We start from the raw sequence: 18,817 nt of genomic DNA, 5'->3' as shown, positions 1-18,817 counted from the left end.
AATAGTGATTGAAGTTGAGGTGTGGAATGCAAGCTGAAAATAAGTCCGTAGATAGAATATTATCAATAGATATATTTCGTGGGTTAACAATGTTTTTGCTGCTTGGTGAGTTTGTTAATATATACAATTACTTCACCCCTGAAGTTTTTGGTAATGACCTCGTCACTGCAATTAATATCCAATTTCATCATCATCCATGGCATGGCTTACGTTTCTGGGATCTTATTCAGCCTTACTTTATGTTTATTGTTGGTCTTTCTCTGCCTTATGCGATTCAAAGCCGTATAAAGAAGGGAGATACAAGTCAGAGAATTGCAAGGCATACTCATCAGCGAGCGTTAACACTCGTTGTGATGGGATGGGTACTGTATTGCATACCTTCAGGTGAAATTACTTTCTATTTTCAAAATGTGTTAGTACAAATTGGTGGGGCATATTCTATAGCCTACCTTGTTTTAAATCGCTCTATTAGGTTCCAAGTGCTTTTTTCTATAAGTCTTTTATTACTGACTGAAGCTTTATATCGATTTTTTTCTGTTGAAGGATATAACCATGCTTTTGTGATGAATCAAAATTTTGGGTCATGGCTAGATCAACTTTATGGTGGTGACTCTAATGGTGGTTGGGTGTCTTTTAATATGATACCTACTTCTGCTCATACTATTTGGGGAGTGGTCATTGGTAAGTTATTGATGGAAGATAAATCCGCTACTAATAAGCTTATAAAGATGATTGTTATTGGAGGTGCGCTTGTAATATTAGGGTATTTATTAAATCCAATTACGCCTATTATCAAACGAATAGCAACGTCTTCGTTCGTTATCGTAAGTGGGGGGTGGTCAATACTAACATTGGCTTTTTTATACTGGATTGTTGATATTAAAAAGTTTAACAAGCGATGGCCGCTGTTCTTTGGCGTTGTGAGTATGAATTCTATTTTTATTTATCTTTTTGCACATGTAGGTGGGGCGGATCTTATTGAGAGTATACTGCATCCATTTACTTACGCATTATTTTCTTGGACAGGTCAGTTTACTACCGAGGTGCTTACGAGTGCATTAGTATGGGCTGTACTTTGGGGGATCTGTTACTGGATGTATATCAAAAGGTTATTTATCAAAATTTAAATACGGCTAAAAATAGAATAGCAACGAATTGTTAGTTTTATAAAGAGTGGTGAATATTAACCGTCGATACTTCATGAAAATCCACTTTCGTAACTGCTGTTAGTGTTGTAAGGGTAACTGATTGCGTAAATCATGATTTAATTTTTATTCTAAGGCAGAATAAGTTGTACCAAGTTCATGCGTCTATAGCAGAGCTGTATTTTCTGAACATAAAATGTATAACTGGAGTAGGGGTCTTATTACTGGCTTTGCTATTGATTTATTATTCTAAATTAATGGCAAAGCCATATCATTTCGTTAATTCAATTACCGCAAGTTTTCTGCTTCATTACTTAATCTATATCACATAATAATAGTCACTGACTTATTATTACGAATATTTATCTTTGATTGCTTTCATTGCCTTTCTTATTGTGCGTATTCATGCTTGACAGTGGTTTCATTTTACTTCAGTATTGTTTTTGTAAGCTTTGATGTTGATTTCGTTTTGCTTCGGTGTTAGGGCGGAATTAACATTAAGTGAACTATAAAAAAAACATAATAGTAGGGAAGGTACACGTCATGAAAAATAAAAAAGAAAATCAATTTACTAAAACAACGCTGTCTATAGCTGTCGCAGCAATACTTGCGACAGCTAATGTTAGTGCACAAGAAACTGCAGATGAAGAATCTGAAGTTATTGTTGTTACCGGTGTAAGAAGTAGTTTAGCTGAATCACTGGCTAATAAAAAAGATGCAAATTCACTTGTTGATTCAATTGCTGCGGAAGAATTAGGTCGTTTTCCTGATGATAACGTAGCTGATTCTTTATCGCATATTCCAGGTATTACGGTTAGTAGAACAAGAGGTGGGGAAGCTCAATATGTTAATATTCGAGGTTTAGGCCCTGAGTTTACTATCGTTACTTTAAATAACCGTATTCTGGCAACAGATGATGGAGGCAGAAACTTTGCTTTTGATGTTATCCCATCTGAAATGATAAGTGGTGCCGATGTATGGAAGACAGTTCAAGGTAAGAACCTTGAAGGTAGTATTGGTGGCGCTGTTAACCTTAAGTCAGCACGACCGTTTACTAACCCAGGCATGCATGGTGCGGTATCTATTACTGGAGATTATAACGATTTTTCAGAAGAGATTGGTAAAAAATTTAATGGCGTGTTCAGTAATACCAACGATGATGAAACCTTTGGCTTTATTGTTGGCTTCAGTTCGTCTTCAGGCACAGAAAGATCTGATGATATGTTTGATAATTATATTTTCGGTGTTAACGATGGTATTGAATACGATGTTAATGAAGATGGTGTTATTACGGAAAATGAACAAAATTTGGTTATGCCAGGCTCCTATGGCATAGGTGCATATGAAACTGACTTTAAACGTAATGGTATTACTTCTACTCTACAATGGCGACCAACCGATCGTTTATCGTTAACAGCTGATATTTTAATTACAAAGTTAGAAGCTGATAAAACGGGTTTTGCTCAATCATTTTATATGGTTGATGAGAGTGAAGCACAAGATCGCTTATCTAATATCACATTAGATGGCAATGTAGTAACAGGGATGGATATTGCTGATGTAACCATGGAAGTCGTTACATTAGATGAGCATCGTACCGTAGATACTAGTATGTATGCGTTAAATGCAGAATACCTGTTAACAGATGAATTGACGATAAAAGCCGATGTATATCGTTCAAACTCCTCTCGTGATTCAGGTGGTAAAAATACATTCGTGGTAGCGGGTTCACCAGGGGCTCATTCAGGACGATATCAATTAAATGAAGGAGGACTACCTGATTATATTCCAAATTGGACAGAAGGTCGTACTTCTGATGATTTTGGTAATGACGACTTTTCTCCACATTGGGCTGCTCGTGACGGTAGTGACATTGAAGATACCGTAACTGGTTATACTATGGATGCTGAATGGGAACTCGATGGTGAGTACCTGACTAGTGTTGATTTTGGTGCAGCTTACACCAGCAGAAATAAAACTAACACAGCATATAATAACTATGAAACAGGTGCTTGTAACTATTGTGGTTATCCTTTCACATTTGGTGAGGTAGGGGCTGATGTAGTACGAGATTTTCCTTTTGATAATTTTTTTGAAGGTGACAGTGCTGATATACCACGCTCTTTCCCTATTTTTAGTATCCCTGATTATGCTGCTGGTTTAGCTGCATCTGACGGTCAAACGATTACTGATTATGCTGGTAACACACGAACCTTTGGTGAGAATGAATCTGCATTATGGGAGCCAGTAATTAATCCTGTAAATTCATATGATATTGAAGAAAACACAACCGCAGCTTACTTCCAAGCTAACTTTGAAGGCGAAGGTTGGTTTGGTAATGTTGGTGTTAGGTATATAAGTACTGATGTATCAGCGGGTTATTCATATAACGAAATATTATCTATTCAAATCGTGGATCCAAATGCAGCTAACCCTTCATGGGATGTTGAGTATTCAGATAGTGCAGCTCAATTAGCTAAAGGTGATTATAGTAAATTATTGCCAGCTGCCAACTTTGGTATCTACCTTCAAGAAGACTTACTGTTGAGGCTTGGTGCTGGGCAATCATTGTCTCGTCCAACACTGGATCAAATGGCTCCACTTACTACTGATAATGCGCAATCAGGTCTATTTACAATGGACATAAGTGGTAATGCTAATATAGAACCTGTTTTTGCTGATCAGTTTGATATCGCGATTGAGTGGTACTTTGCCGAAAATAGTTTATTGAGTGCATCAGCATTTAGAAAAGATTTAGATGGTTTTATTACATCAAATACGACCAATGTCACAATCGCAGGTGAATCTTTTACTGTTACACAGCCAATTAATGGTGATTCAGCAGAAGTGGAAGGGATTGAGATAGCAATACAAAAATTCTTCGAGAATGGTTTTGGTGTTACAGCAAGTTATGCGTACACTGATTCGAGTACTATTGTTAACGGTGAAAAAGCGGGTCCATTAACGGGTGTTGCTGATACGTCTTATTCATTATCATTAATTTATGAAAAAGACAAAATTAGTACACAAATTGCACTAGATTATACGGGTGATTATGTTGTTGACCCTTATAGTCCATTAGGTGATGATTATCAAACGACTGGAGAAGCCGTTTCTATGGTAACTGCATCGTTTAATTATAACCTAAGTGATAATGCTCAATTGTTCCTTGAAGGTAATAACCTGTTAAATGAGCAAAATCGCACTTTCCAAGGTCGTAGTGATTTACCAGGTTCAATTCAAATTTATGGCCGTACCATTAAATTTGGCGCTCGTTATACGTTTTAGTGGGCATAGCTTCAAAGCGTGATGTGCGCTTTGAAGCTAACCAACCTCAACTCAATTTTCAAGAATAAACTTATTAAAGCTTACATTAGTTGAACTGAGTTTAAATAAATTGAGTTGAGGTTAACTATTAATAGCGAAGTAAGTGGGGAACAACAAATGCCAAAAGCTATTAAAGATATAGTGATTCTTGGTGGCGGTGCCGCGGGGTGGATAAGTGCAGGGGTATTAGCAAATAAACTTAGTCCATCATCGACAAGTAACACTATAACGCTTATTGAATCAAAAGCGGTTGGCACCATAGGCGTAGGTGAAGGCACATGGCCAACTATGCGGGCAACCTTGAAGAAAATAGGGATAAGTGAAAACGATCTTATTACCCAATGTGATGCTACATTTAAGCAAGCTAGCAAATTTGTTTCTTGGACAAATAATTCAAACCAAGATTTCTATTACCACCCATTTAACACACCAAAAGCTTACCCCCACATTAATTTAGCTCCTTACTGGCAGTCAGAAAAGTGGAGTGAAAAATCATTTTCATCTACTGTAAGCTGTCAAGAGGCTGTATGTGAGCATGGACTCGCGCCAAAAACATTAAATACAGCCGAATACAAAGATATAGCCAATTATGGTTATCACCTCGATGCAAAAAAATTCTGTGCTTTGCTAAAAAAACACTGTACTGAAAATTTGAACGTTCGGTATATTCAAGATGATATGAAAGACGTTATTAAAGATAATACGGGTAATATTCAAAGTTTACTGTGTTATGAGTCAGGTGAAATTAAAGGTGATTTTTTTGTTGATTGTAGTGGTTTCAATAGCCTTTTACTGGGTAAAGCTATGGATGTTGATTTTGTAGATAAAAGTAATCAAATATTTTGTGATAGTGCCTTAGTGTTACAAAAACCTTATTCTGATCCAGATAGTCCTATTCCTTGTTATACGCAATCTACTGCTCAAGAAAGTGGTTGGATTTGGGATATCGGTTTATCTAATAGACGTGGTATTGGTTATGTATTTTCTAGCCACCATACAACGGACTCTATAGCAGAAAAAACGTTAAACCATTATTTAGGTGAGCAGTCTGAAAAATTAACACCAAGAAAAATTACGTTTAAAACCGGACACAGAGAAATTTTTTGGAAAAAAAATTGTGTTGCCATAGGTCTAGCTGCGGGCTTTATTGAGCCATTAGAAGCTTCAGCATTAATGTTTATTGAAACATCGGCAGCAATGTTAGCGGATCAATTTCCTGCAAATAATAATGCAATAAAAAATACGGCTCAACGTTTTAACAACGCATTTATTGAACGCTGGAACGGCGTGATCGACTTTATAAAATTACATTATGTATTAAGCAAAAGGGATGAACCTTTTTGGGTTGATAATCGTGCTCCGAACTCTATGTCAACATCACTTAAAAATCGCCTTGAAGCGTGGCAATATGAAGCCCCGTCTGACTATGATTTTCCAAGTCAATTTGACGTTTTTCGTGCAGCGAGTTATCAATATGTACTATATGGCATGGGCTTTCAAACTGATTTTACGAATAGTGGTCATTTGTATAATGAGACAAGTAGAGCAGATAAAGTGATAGCAATGAAAATGAAAGAACAAGACAATTTATGTACTAATTTACCTCAACATCGCGCATTGATTAATCGCATTAAGCAATATGGATTCTCAAGGATTTAAGATGAACACATCTATCGAAAAGTTAACTATTGAAGTACATGGTGATTTAAAAAAAATAAAAAACCATCACTTCCCTCATGTTCAATCTGAACAATTAGTACCGATTAATATGCATGAATTCCCTGCTGCAAGTAGTTGTTTTCCATTATTCTTTATAAAAAATAAAAATAATGGTCAATTGTTTTCTATTGCATTGTTTGGTTTGATACAAAATGAAAATTTGTATTATTCCCCCCAAGAGTGGCAAGCTTCTTATGTTCCTTTAGCGATGAGAACTTGGCCTTTTTCATTAGTTGTTACTGATCCAGAGAAAAAAAAGTGGCATGTAGCAGCAGATACAACAAGTGATTACTTAAGTGAAACCGAAGGCGATGCATTATTCACATTAGGTAAACCGAGCGAACTATTTAATACCATCACGAAAGAATTAGTGAGCAATTCACAACAAAAAGCAGCAACGGTGAGTTTTATTGACTTTCTTACGCAGCAAAACTTAATTAAAGCGATAAAATTTGAGTTTGTCTTTGCTACAGGTGAAAAACATCAGGCTGGAGGTATATATGCGATTAATGAAGATGTATTGAATAACCTTCAACCTGAACAAGTACAAGAGCTGTATAAAAGAGATTACTTTAAAGCTATTTATTGTATGTTAAGTTCGCAGCATAATTTATATGATTTAATTAAACGTTCACAGGCTAAAAACAGTGATAAATCCGTTGTGAGCTTAAATATTATTAGTGATTAATCGATATAACTTTTCTCATTCACGATAATAAGTTAGGCTAATTTTTATCGTGAATATATACTTACTACCATAGTTAATACTTTGCACATATAAAAACACCTCTTCTTTTAAATTAATTACTTCGTAAATGATTTGAATCAGGTAGATAAGTTATTATTCTACTTGTTTTTAGTCACAATTTAACTTGTATTATTATTTTAAGATGTTTTATAAACGAGTATCCTGGATAAATGAGACACATCCGGAAGACTGAATACTTCTTACTATTTTATTAAAGTATAACCAAAACAATAGTTTTGAAATGTATCAAAATTATCCAACGTATAACCTTTTTACATCAATACACATATCTTTAATGAACTGTGTTTTCAAACGGGTATTAATTTGGTTGTTATAAGGGTTAATAATTGATGAAAAGAATAAAGCATATAGCTAGGGGCTAATAGAAAATAAAGTAAACTCGATTTTTATGCTTTTTTATCTATGTGTATCTGTAATAAATATAATTTATTGAAAATTATGTCTAAGTTTTGAACTTTTAATTACGAGGTTTTATCAATTCAGCAATTAGTTGCGGAACAGGTGTTTTATAATGACAAAAATTAAACGAGATTCTTCTGTAAAAAATGAATATCGGACGCAGAGCTCGAAAAATACAGGAGTCTCTAGTACTTTTATCGAGAATATAGATTTTTTAAAGAATTTCTTAAAACGGTTTTTATCCAAAGATGAAGATATTGAGGATGTGACTCAAGAGGCTTATTTAAAAGCTGTTAACATTGAAAATAAAAGTAGTATTAATAATCCTAAAGCTTATTTATTCAGAGTCGCTAAAAATGTAGCACTTAATGAACTAAATCGAAAATCTAGGCAGATGACAGTTTACATTGAAGATAGACTTGCCTCGATTCCTGTCGATGGTAAAGATACGCTTGAAGATGAGCTAGAAGCTCAGCAATCAGTGATGTTATATTATAAAGCTGCTAATGCATTGCCAAATAAGTGTCGTCGGGTATTTTTATTACGTAAGGTTAATGGTATGAGCCATAAGGAAATAGCTGAACATCTTGGCATCACTATCAGTGCCGTTGAAAAACACTTACGTAATGGCACAAGGAGTTGCCGAGATTATATTCGTCAGGCTAATCAGCCAGATAATCAAACGGAACAAAGCTCAGTAAAGAAAGGATCGCAAGCTAGGTGATATGATGAAAAATATTATAGAATTTCCCGATCGCGAAATTATCGATGAAGAAGCATTAGTTTGGCTCGTTAGGTTAGACAGTGATAAGCCTTTAAGTGAACAAGAAGAGCTGGCATTAGAAGAATGGTTAGCACGAAGCCCAGTACATCGAGAAGCGCTTAAAAGTTTGAATGCTTTTTGGACACATTGTAATGTTTTAGGCAAGCTGGCTAAGCCTAAAAGCATTACACAACTTTGTAGAAATCGCCTGTTATCTTATATTGAACACTCTATTCGTTATAAAGCTCAGATTATGGCTATGATAGTCGTATTGAGTGTTGTCTTTAGTTATTGGTTTAGTTATCAAAATATTACCAATAGTAATGGATTATATTCGACTGCTGTCGGCCAACAAGAAATGATTATGCTTGCAGATGGTTCGCGAGTACAACTAAATACCAATAGTCAAATTCAAGTCAATTATAGTGATGAATTTCGTGATATTCGTTTGTTGCAAGGCGAAGTCCACTTTGAAGTCGCTAAAGATAAACAAAAACCTTTTAGAGTTTATGCTGGTAATGGGCGTGTACAAGCAGTAGGTACAGCTTTTAATGTTTATATTAATAAAGGCGATGTTGATGTACTTGTTACTGAAGGAAGTGTCGAACTTGCCTCTATTCTACCTATCTCACTAAACCTTTCGCAAAGTAATAAGCAAAATGATTTAAGCTATGATGACTTAAACCAAGCGCCTCCAACCATTGGTAGACCAGCAAAGAGAATGTCTGACAGTAATAGAGATAATGCTAGTGCTGTTAATGGCTTAGGAGTAGTAACAGCAGGAGAGGGGGTTACGATGAAAAAACTTGATACAGTATCCTCTAGCGATGTTAATGATTTATCAAATAAAAAGCCGTTAATTAAGTTAGTACCCATTGGCGAAAATGATAAGAAAAGAAAGCAACTTGCATGGCGCAAGGGTTTATTAATATTTTCTGGGGAGTCACTTGAAGAAGTTATAGAAGAAATTAGCCGTTACATTCCAGTCTCAATTGAAATAGTTAACCCTGAATTACGTCACATACAAATTGGAGGGCAGATAAAAGTGGGGGATACTGACTCAATGTTCAAAGCTTTGGAAGCTAATTTGGGGTTGAAAATAAAGCACTTAAATTATAACCATGTACAGGTTGTTAGCGCTCCTGAGGAGTTTTAATGAAAGTATCTGCTTTATTTATCTTAATAAAAAAAATAAATAAAATAAATAAAATAAAAAGTCCGGTTTTGCCACATTATTTTGTCTTCATTAATTGGAGGCTACAGTGCTAGTTAGCGTTAAAGTGGTCGTATTGAGCTTTGTAAGGAACTTGATAAGTGTTGTCGCTATTTGTTGCTCAACTACTGTGATTGGTGCTAATTCAAGTGAGCAAGTTTTCAGTATCAATGTTCCAGCAATGAATGCTGCTGATGCGCTGAACGAGTTAGTATTTCAGACAGGTACTGTCTTGTTATTTCCCTACAAAGAAACAAAAGCTGTACAGGCGAATGCTGTGGTTGGCAATTACCTGTTAGAGCAAGCAATTACGATCCTTCTAAAAGACTCTGGCTTAGCGAGTAGCTATACCAAAAATGGTGCTATTAAAATTTATGTTCCTGTTAATAGCCATCAAAAAAATAATAATGAGGAAATAGAAGACATGAAAAATAAAAAAAACATTGCTGTTCGTAACGGTGTGTTGAGTGCATTAGTCGCTGCTGTTAGCGTTAATGCCGGAGCACAAAGTGTTCCAGAAGATGATAGTCAGGTATCTCAAGCTACTGCGGTAGAAAAAATTGTTATTACTGGCTCTAGAATTAAAAATACAAACCTAACATCAAGCAGCCCTGTGACGGTTGTTGGTAGTGAAGAAGTACAAATTCGTGGTATTACTCGAGCCGAAGATTTAATTAACACCCTTCCGCAAGCATTATCAGCACAAAGCTCTTCATCGGGAATAGGCACGGGGACAGCAACGGTAAACCTACGAGGTTTAGGTGCTGATCGAACATTAGTATTAGTAGATGGTAAACGTCTGCCTTTTGGCTCTCCAACCTCTGTTGCCGCAGATCTTAATCAAATTCCTTCACAACTAATTGAGCGTGTAGAAGTATTAACAGGTGGAGCTTCAGCCGTTTATGGTGCCGATGCTATTGCTGGCGTTGTTAACTTTGTTATGAAGCGGGACTTTGAAGGGGTTGAAATTAACACTCAAGCGAGCACTTATTATGCTGAAAATGATAATAGTGCAATGGGGCAGTTATTAGAAAGCTACGATGAGCCTAATCCTGGCTCAAAGTTTGATGGGGCAAGTGTCGACTTTAATATCATTGCAGGTGGTGATTTAAATAATGGTAAAGGTAATATTACTGCCTATGCGGGTTACTCACGAGACAGAGAAGTGCGTTGGGAAGATAGAGATATTTCTTCGTGTCCATTAGGACTAACTAATAGCGGCACTGAATTTAGTTGTGCAGGATCAGGAACTCAGCCAGAGAATACTGTATTTAGCCGAATTGGTGAAGGTGCTTTTAACCTTGCTGTTGATCAACAAACGGGTTTACTACGAAATTACTCTGGTGAAACTGATGCCTACAATTATGTTGGTGGAAATTATTTACAACGCCCACGCGAGCGTCAAACCTTTGGTACTTTTGTACGTTACGACATTTCATCGGAAGCTGAATGGTTTATGGATTATTCCTTCACACGAAATAATACGACAGCTCAAATTGCGCCAGGGGGTTTATCATTAGGCAGAACGACAAGTATAAATTGTGATAATCCATTACTAAGTGATGATCAAAACGCTGTTTTTTGTGATTCAAGTGTTACCTATACCGATGCGGATGGTGTATTAAGAGCACCGCTTACTATTGGACGACGTAATATTGAAGGTGGCGCTCGTGCTACAGAGTCAACCTTGATTACAAACCGTATGATTACAGGTGTAAGAGGCGTTGTATTTGAAGATTTTGATTATGAAATTTTTGGTCAGTACTCAAATGTTGATTATACGGAAATACTGGTCAATGATGTATTGTCAGAGAAAGCAGAATTAGCTATTGATGTTGTTACCGACCCTGCAACAGGCGAGCCTATTTGTCGTTCAGCGTTGTCGGGTGAAGAGCCTGACTGCCTACCTTGGAATATATTCCAGCCCGGTGCAATTGATCCTGCAGCTACTGATTTTTTAACCGCACCAAGCATACGAACTGGCTCAACAACACAGCAAGTACTTGGCGCTAGTATTTCCGGTGATTTAGAGCGTTTTGGTTTGATGAGCCCAGCAGCTGATAGTGCAATGCAAATAGTCTTCGGTTTCGAATACCGTAAAGACTCGCTTGAACTAACACCAGACACAAGCAGTAGCACAACAGTTGTTAGAGAGCCTGTGGAGGGCGAAGTTTCGGTAACCGAATTTTTTACTGAATTTCAAATTCCATTAGTTGAAGGCAAAAAGGGGTTTAAGGAATTAGTATTAAATGGTGCATACCGTTACTCTGATTACGATACCACAGGTTCACAGGATACTTATTCTTCAGGCTTAACCTGGGTACCTACATCAGATGTACTTATTCGTGCACAGTACCAACGTGCTACGCGTTCACCTAACCCAGTAGAATTGTTCAGCTCACAAGCGAATGGTCGATTTTCTATGTCTGCAGGTACGAATGGCTTAACTGACCCTTGTGCCGGTGACTTTGAGCCTGCAACATCAACGCCAGAGCCAGCTAGAGAACTTGCGGAATGTATGCTAACGGGTGTTACAGCAGATACTTATGGACAAATATTAAATAGCTCTACTGGTGAATATTCAACTTTAACAGGGGGTAATGTAAACCTTCAACCTGAAAAGTCTGATACTGTTACGGTAGGTATTGTTATTACACCTGAAGCGATTCCTGACTTAAGTATTACCGTTGACTATTTTGATATTACAGTAGAAGGTTTTGTTGGTACTGTTCCTCCTGAGCTTGCTTTGACGAAATGCTTGGATAGTGGAGACTCATTCTTTTGTGGTTTAATAAATCGTGATGAAGCAGGTACTCTTTGGCTAACTGACGATGAAAGTTATATTCAAGCAACCAACATCAATACAGGTAGCCTTTCTACTAAAGGTATTGATTTAGGAGCAGAATACTCAATCGATATCGGTTCATATGGTTCATTAAAACTAAATTACCTTGCCACGTTGCTTAATGAATTCGAAGAAGAGTCTTTACCTGGTGAAGATGCATTCGATTGCGCAGGTTATTATGGCGGCTCTTGTGGAACACCAAGACCAGAATATAGACACTGGGCGTCTATTGGTTGGAACCAAGATGCGTTAGCGATGACGCTAACATGGCGTCATATAGGAACTGTTAAACAATATGGTAGTAATACTAGTCCTATTATTGATGAGTTAGAGGCAACAAGTTACGTTGATTTATCTGCAAACTATAGAATTAACGATAACATTGAATTAAGGTTTGGTATAAATAATATTCTTGATCAAGATCCACCATTAACTTCTATTGCAGGTTTTGGCGGTTCAGAAACATCTGGTCGAGGAAATACATATCCACAAATCTACGATGCACAAGGTAGATATATCTTTACTGGTCTTAAAGCTAGTTTCTAAAATGAGTGAATACGCTGGTTTTTATCAAACCAGCGTATTATTAACTAACACCTAAAATTAATTTACTACCGTTATTGATGATGTTTATTCAAACTCATTTCAACTATCAAATAAATACATATAAAACAATGTTTTGGGTGAAGTCCGTTAGCGATATTGTATTAGAGATAATGACTCCGGTATAGTTTCTATGCCATCGTCATTCAAAGTGTTATATTACTTGGATATGTGTTGAATCATAGAAGGATTAAAAAACTAACTCGCTAAGTATTTAGCATTGATTTAGTTGTTTTAATTATTCTTTGTTAAAAACGTAATCTTTTGAATTTTAAAATAATAATTATATAAAATTGGGATGAATATCATGAAAAAACCACAACTATTTTTACTAAAGCCAGGCTATGGTAAAGCCGCGGATCAATTTTGTCCTGACTGCGCCTTGGTCATGGGATACTTTGATTATCAACCACAAATGCGTGAACATGTTGATATTAAATTAATTGATTTTGATAGACCACGTCATGACTTGGTTAAACTACTTGGTGAAGACCTACAGAATAGTCCCGCACTGATATTTCCTGAAGGTGAGCAACCGAAAAATATTAACTTATCAGAAAAAACTAACAGAGCTTATATTAATGACGGACGTGCTATTTGTCAGTGGCTTGGAAAAACGTATGGCGGATTAGTACCGTCATAGAAAAGTTATTTTAAATAAGGTCTATGAATGCATGGATGTTATAAATAAATCACCATCGTAAGTTGTTAAGTGTTAATTCGCCTAACAATTGGGAAATTTTATGTTTAAATTATATATAGTTTTTGTACTGCTTTTAACTAGCCTGATGTCTATCGCTGCGCCTGTAGCTGAGACACAGCCGGAAGACTCAATACTCCTTACCGTTTTGTTAAAACATGACCAAAGCAATAGTTTTGAAGAGTATCAAAAAATTTTAGAAGAGCAGAAATTCTTTGATAAATTCCCGCCCAAAGGAGTAACGGTTGTAAGCTGGTATGTGATGATGGGCATTGGCCAGGTAGTTACATTAGAAGTACCTGCACACAAGCTTAGAGAGGTTAACTTGGCAGTAGAGCAAAGCGCTTGGAAAGCTTTTACCGTGGAATTTTATCCAACTTATAACCTTTATCCTGTTTTTAAAGATAAGTTAAAGAATAAGGCTAAAGTTGCATATTAATGCTAAATAGTTAACTCGACGCTTTGACGAACAATAAATGGTTGATTTTTTAGCTTTACTATTCACTTAAATCAACCATTGATGACTTATTAATAAAATTCTATATGATTGGAGTTTGTATGAAAATTTTACGGTCTGCTTTATTATTTACGTTATTATTCGTTTCTTTTTATTCTTCTGCCTCAACAAGCAGGTTTGATTGTAAGTACCTTGATTATCATTTGGTGCTTGAGGCAAAAGGTTTTAAGCATATAATTCATGAGTTAAGTATCAACGGAGAAATTCTTATCACGGAATTGCTCGATGATAACTGGTTCATGGAGGAAATAAACTGTAAAAAATCAGGTTATGAAATTGTTGCTAGTCATATTCAATATAATGATCCTGTTAAACAGGTATTCAAACTAACTTATAGTGATAAACGAGGCTATAAAATCATAAAAAGTAAATAATAGCTCAAATAACTATGATCATTTTTTGTGTAGGCGCTATCAGTTGTTTGCGTTTGTAATTAACTAAAAATAGCTTTAGCTCTTATTCTGTTGACGTGCAAGTTATCGTCATTATTATCCTTTATTGAATTCAACCACTCATTGCAAGCGTCTCTTTAGTCATATTTCCTTGTTAATTTTTCTGTTACTATTTTTAAATTTTAAACTTGTGTATCAATTTTGAATAAGTAGGGTTAACCATAAAGTGATTACGCATTTGACTATAATGCTGTTTTTCAAGCTCACCACCTGTAGCTTTTGTTAAAACTATACTCTGAAGGTAATCAGCCCTATCAAAGTCATCATTTAGGAATTCTATTTCCGTTGACACGAAACTCCTTAAGAGACTTAACCCCATAATAAACAAGGGCAAAAAATAGCAAACTGTTTTTTGCCCTTGTTTATTAGCTTGTTATGTTACTACTGGTACCAAACAGTTATCACAACTGTCGCTGGCATCCATGAACCGCCACTTTGAGTTTGAGTAATATTTTTTATTTCAATATCAGGATTTGATGCAAGCCAAAGGTTAATTTTTGCCTCTAATCCACCATCTTGATTTCCAATAGGTTTCATCCAAAAGTTTAATTTTGGTTTTAATGATTTAGTAAATAGTTTAACTTTCATGATTGCAATAAACTCTACTTTTTTTAGTAATATAACGCCCCAAGAAGGGGATTTTATGAGTGTTTTTCAGCGAGTAAAATGCCCGCTGACTTGGCTTGTTATGTGTCATTATTCTATCAAACTCTTAGCCTAACAAATTAAGAATATAGCCATTTGAAAAATCTAGAAGTAAAGAAATTGAAAACCGTAAAAATGCACCCGTAAAGTAGCGCCTGAGGAAGAAAAAAGCCTGTTTCCTCGGGTGGATTAGATAATCCTAAAAATGCCATTGCCACAATAGTCAATCCAGCAGCGCAGACTGCTGCCACAGAGTCAGCCAGAGTGTTTTCTTTTTTATTTTCTTCCTTGGTCATTTATTTTCCGAGTGCAGTAACTTGTTATGTGTGTTGGCGATCATTAACTGCACAAATCATTATATTAAGCTCGCCTATAATTGCTTGTGGCGTTTTAGTATTTGTATTCTTAAATAGGATTTCATCCAACTCTGCTAGTAATTGTCTGGCATCTGACATTAGGTATTCTCCAGTCCCTGTAAAACAAATTTCTTTCTGCTTCCCAGCGCCATTTATTTGCTCAAGATATCCTAACTGGCAGAGCTGTTTCACTGTTTTCGCGACCATCTGTCTCGTCACGTTCAAATTTCTTGCTATTTCTGAACCATAGTTCACACCGCATTCGAGAACACTGAGAAAAGAAAGGAGGGAGGGCGTTAGCGACTTATAACCCTTTTCTACTAGGCGCTGAGAGATATATTGGGTAATCACATCGTTTAGCCTTTGGGCACTTTGGATGAGCTGCAACGACTGAGATTCAACCATTGGAATTCCCTTATGTGTAAACCTAGTTGACATTTAAATCCTCACCACTTATGCTCTATGTCAACCAATTATACATAGGAGGGCCTATTATGTTAAGTTTAAAAAATATTATGCGTGCAAACGCTACTAGCTGTATAGTTTTTGGGATGCTCTTTGCTCTACAACCCATCCTAGTGGCAAATTTCTTAGGTGGCGCGTCACCAGCCCCTCAATCATACATTCTGATTTTGGGCATTCTATTGATACTGAATGGCCTTCATCTGCTTTGGGCGTCAAGGGTTCCTCTGCCACAAAAAGAATTGATATTGTATTTTTCAACAGGCGATTATATTTGGGTAATAGGATCAGTAGGGCTAATTATCTCAGGAGTATGGATTACGACCATCGGTGGGGTTTTGGTAGCTAGCGCTGTTGCTGTCATGGTTGGTCTTTTCGGGATTCTACAAATGACGAGCAGAAAAGCGATGGGGCACTGCTAGACATAATTAAGTGGGAAGGAATAACGAGCTTGTAGAATAACTCGTTTTCATATTATTTATTAATCAAAATACTCTAACCGGATTGTTTTTTTTAACAATCAAAAACGTTTACGTTTTTGGCGATTTTATTCTTACATCGTTAACTTAACGAAATAGTGGATTAATGTCTGATAATTCAGTGTTATAACGATTTGTATTATGTGGAGTTGAGCTTTTAACCCTTAATGGCCCTATTAACAGGTTAAAAATAGAGGGCTAAAATGGAGCAAAGCGAACAGCTCGCTTTTTTAGCCCTGTTGAATTTCTTATTAGGTTTGAGACTCCTAACCTTTTAGAGATTGGCCTTTAATAGCACTTACTAAGATAGTTGGTAACTTATCTAGGGCTTTACCTGATATGTAACCATAAATGCATATAGGAGCAACAAATAAAATAAAAAAAAACCTGAAATTACAACATCTATAGGTATTGGTTCATTAGAAAAGAATGAAAATAGCACCATGACTAAAAATAGTGTTGAAACTAACCCTCCTAAAATACGCATAATGGTACTGATTTTGATATTTGCTTCTATGTTATTTATAACTCCATTCTGAAAAGAAACCTAATGAGCTTGTAGAATAACTCGTTTTTATATTATTTATTAATCAAAATACTCTAACCGGATTGTTTTCTTTTAACAATCAAAAACGTTTACGTTTTTGACGATTTTATTTTTACTTCGTTAACTTAACGAAATAGTGGATTAACGTCTGATAATTCAGTGTTATAACGATTTGTATGATGTGGAGTTGGGCTTTTAACCCTTAATGCAGGTTGTTTCTTAACTTTTCAATATTATGAACAAGGCAATACATTTGCCATTGGCTGTTTACTTTTTCCTTCCCGCGTAAGGTCAATTTATTCATGCCTTTGTTGACGGTAATATTGCCAAACACTGGCTCGATAGCACCTAATCGCTTACTGTATTGTCGTCGACCGATTGGGCTGTCTATTTTAACCTTCATTTTGTCAATATAGCTTAGCTGTTTACACGATTCATCATTTTTAAACTGAACTTGCCGCCCTGTTTTTATTGGCCGCTTTCTCATACATTGTTGTTGCAGTGGGCAACTTTTGCAGTCTTTTAAGTAACCACAGAATCGCGTGTATTGTTGATTGTGACTTTTTACATTTATACCGCTTCGCCACATGTCGTTACCTGCTGGGCATCGACATGTTTGCGTTACTTCATCATAATGAAAATCGTCTGAGGTAAATAGCCGTGGCTTGCCTTTACTGCGTTTTAGTCGGCGCTTTTCTTGCGCTGTTTCGTATGTTTCACTTTCTTTAAATAGCGGATTTCTTTTTCTAAATTGGTTATCTGCAATATAAGTATCAAAGCCACTTTGTGCCATAAACTCAAGATTCACTTCACTGTTAAATCCGCTGTCTGCGGTGAATTTGATAGTGTGTTTATCTACTTCTTTTTTTGTATTGAGTTTAACAAGTTGTTTTTTTAATTGTGCAACGGCTGGCTGTAAGGTTTGTTGCTCTCCTACTGAGCCCCACGCTTGTGCTTGCAGTATAATTTGGTGTTTATCGTCATTAATCGCGATACCATTGTAACCTTGGATTGTGCCTTTTGATGTTGTCATTTTCGCACTGTCTGGGTCGGTGATATTACTTTTAACCGGTTTGCCTTTACTGCCTGTTTTTTCTTGATGTGTGGCTAAAAATTCAGTGATTTTCTCTGCACTTTTATCCAGTTTTTCTTTTTGTTTTAAGTCTTGTGTTATTAACGCTTCATTTAGGCCATCTTGAGATTGGTGGCGTTCTATAATTCGTTTACTCGCGCGCTCTAGCTTTGCTTTTTTACGACCTAACTCGTCGAATGTGCCGCTCCATTCTTTACTCGCATTTGATTTTAGCTTACAGCCATCAATGGCAAACATATTGCGACCAATTAAACCTTCTTTGTCACATATCATTAAAACTTGCGTAAAGAGAGGCGCTATTTGGTCTTTCATTCGAGCAACGAACGAAGCTATTGAGGTGTAATGCGGTTGCACATCTCCCGATAAACTCATAAAGGTAATGTTAGTTTCACACGCATTAGCAATGCGGCGACTAGTGATAAAACCACGAGAATAACCAAAGAGAATTATTTTTAACATCACAGACGGTGAATAGGCAGCTGCGCCGCCATTGTCGTTTTGATACCACTGTTCGAAGCCCGATAAATCAAGGTGATTATCAACAATATGGGAAAGTGCGTATTCAAATGTACCGGGGATAATTTGCTGTGAGAAATCAATCGGAATGAACTTACTTTGACAGGATAAATCAGGTTTGTAGTTAGCCATCATATTTATCTTTGAGCGAATAATAACTATTAGATCACAGACGAACGTCACGTACAAGTACGTTTTTCATACAAATGAGTTTAATTGAAAAAAGACCATAAAATGCTCTTTTGGGAGAAATTCTACAGCCTCAAT

16 protein-coding genes are annotated in these 18,817 nt (G+C 36.3%); 11 read left to right on the top strand and 5 right to left on the bottom strand.

The features are described from left to right. The first annotated feature begins 26 nt into the window (after positions 1-26). From KO509_RS16345 to KO509_RS16300, 10 genes are all read left to right on the top strand, one after another. Entirely contained in the window at positions 27-1,127 is a 1,101-nt protein-coding gene (locus KO509_RS16345) for a hypothetical protein (protein WP_215974335.1), read from the top strand. A 561-nt stretch (positions 1,128-1,688) separates the two neighbouring features. Next, entirely contained in the window at positions 1,689-4,433 is a 2,745-nt protein-coding gene (locus KO509_RS16340) for a TonB-dependent receptor (RefSeq protein WP_215974334.1), read from the top strand. A 156-nt stretch (positions 4,434-4,589) separates the two neighbouring features. Further along, on the top strand, positions 4,590-6,131 hold the full coding sequence (locus KO509_RS16335; protein ID WP_215974333.1) for a tryptophan halogenase family protein: 1,542 nt from the start codon (positions 4,590-4,592) through the stop codon (positions 6,129-6,131). 1 nt (position 6,132) lies between these two features. Continuing rightward, entirely contained in the window at positions 6,133-6,879 is a 747-nt protein-coding gene (locus KO509_RS16330; RefSeq protein ID WP_215974332.1) for a SapC family protein, read from the top strand. A 592-nt stretch (positions 6,880-7,471) separates the two neighbouring features. After that, the gene (locus tag KO509_RS16325; RefSeq protein WP_215974331.1) at positions 7,472-8,083 is read left to right on the top strand and encodes an RNA polymerase sigma factor; all 612 of its coding nucleotides are present in this window, start codon (positions 7,472-7,474) and stop codon (positions 8,081-8,083) included. 4 nt (positions 8,084-8,087) lie between these two features. Then, positions 8,088-9,278 (top strand): FecR domain-containing protein, encoded by a 1,191-nt coding sequence (locus tag KO509_RS16320; RefSeq protein WP_215974330.1) that lies wholly within the window; start codon positions 8,088-8,090, stop codon positions 9,276-9,278. Positions 9,279-9,384: 106 nt separating this feature from the next. Further along, positions 9,385-12,726 carry a TonB-dependent receptor gene (locus KO509_RS16315; RefSeq protein WP_215974329.1) on the top strand — a complete coding sequence of 1,114 codons (3,342 nt, stop codon included), beginning with the start codon at positions 9,385-9,387 and terminating at the stop codon, positions 12,724-12,726. 364 nt (positions 12,727-13,090) lie between these two features. Then, the gene (locus KO509_RS16310) at positions 13,091-13,426 is read left to right on the top strand and encodes a DUF3088 family protein (protein WP_215974328.1); all 336 of its coding nucleotides are present in this window, start codon (positions 13,091-13,093) and stop codon (positions 13,424-13,426) included. Positions 13,427-13,526: 100 nt separating this feature from the next. Then, positions 13,527-13,922 (top strand): hypothetical protein, encoded by a 396-nt coding sequence (locus tag KO509_RS16305; protein WP_215974327.1) that lies wholly within the window; start codon positions 13,527-13,529, stop codon positions 13,920-13,922. 119 nt (positions 13,923-14,041) lie between these two features. Next, positions 14,042-14,374 (top strand): hypothetical protein, encoded by a 333-nt coding sequence (locus KO509_RS16300; protein ID WP_215974326.1) that lies wholly within the window; start codon positions 14,042-14,044, stop codon positions 14,372-14,374. 193 nt (positions 14,375-14,567) lie between these two features. On the opposite strand, the gene KO509_RS16295 is transcribed toward KO509_RS16300, so the two are convergent. From KO509_RS16295 to KO509_RS16280, 4 genes are all read right to left on the bottom strand, one after another. Next, positions 14,568-14,744: a hypothetical protein gene (locus KO509_RS16295; RefSeq protein ID WP_215974325.1), complete on the bottom strand. Its 177-nt coding sequence runs from the start codon at positions 14,742-14,744 to the stop codon at positions 14,568-14,570. Positions 14,745-14,833: 89 nt separating this feature from the next. Beyond that, positions 14,834-15,040 carry a hypothetical protein gene (locus KO509_RS16290; RefSeq protein WP_215974324.1) on the bottom strand — a complete coding sequence of 69 codons (207 nt, stop codon included), beginning with the start codon at positions 15,038-15,040 and terminating at the stop codon, positions 14,834-14,836. Between the two features lie 137 nt (positions 15,041-15,177). After that, complete coding sequence (locus tag KO509_RS16285) at positions 15,178-15,393, bottom strand: hypothetical protein (protein WP_215974323.1); 216 nt, start codon at positions 15,391-15,393, stop codon at positions 15,178-15,180. Between the two features lie 24 nt (positions 15,394-15,417). Beyond that, the gene (locus KO509_RS16280) at positions 15,418-15,858 is read right to left on the bottom strand and encodes a MarR family transcriptional regulator (RefSeq protein ID WP_215974322.1); all 441 of its coding nucleotides are present in this window, start codon (positions 15,856-15,858) and stop codon (positions 15,418-15,420) included. A gap of 89 nt (positions 15,859-15,947) precedes the next feature. On the opposite strand from KO509_RS16280, the gene KO509_RS16275 reads away from it, so the two are divergent. Continuing rightward, the gene (locus KO509_RS16275; RefSeq protein WP_215974321.1) at positions 15,948-16,337 is read left to right on the top strand and encodes a hypothetical protein; all 390 of its coding nucleotides are present in this window, start codon (positions 15,948-15,950) and stop codon (positions 16,335-16,337) included. 806 nt (positions 16,338-17,143) lie between these two features. On the opposite strand, the gene KO509_RS16270 is transcribed toward KO509_RS16275, so the two are convergent. Further along, entirely contained in the window at positions 17,144-18,682 is a 1,539-nt protein-coding gene (locus tag KO509_RS16270; protein WP_215974449.1) for a transposase, read from the bottom strand. Positions 18,683-18,817: the final 135 nt, after the last annotated feature.

The organism is Colwellia sp. C2M11, from assembly GCF_018860915.1.
In the GTDB taxonomy this organism is placed as follows: Bacteria; Pseudomonadota; Gammaproteobacteria; order Enterobacterales; family Alteromonadaceae; genus Colwellia.
Note: the sequence above shows the minus strand (reverse complement) of the source record. Positions and strands in the feature narration are given on the sequence as shown.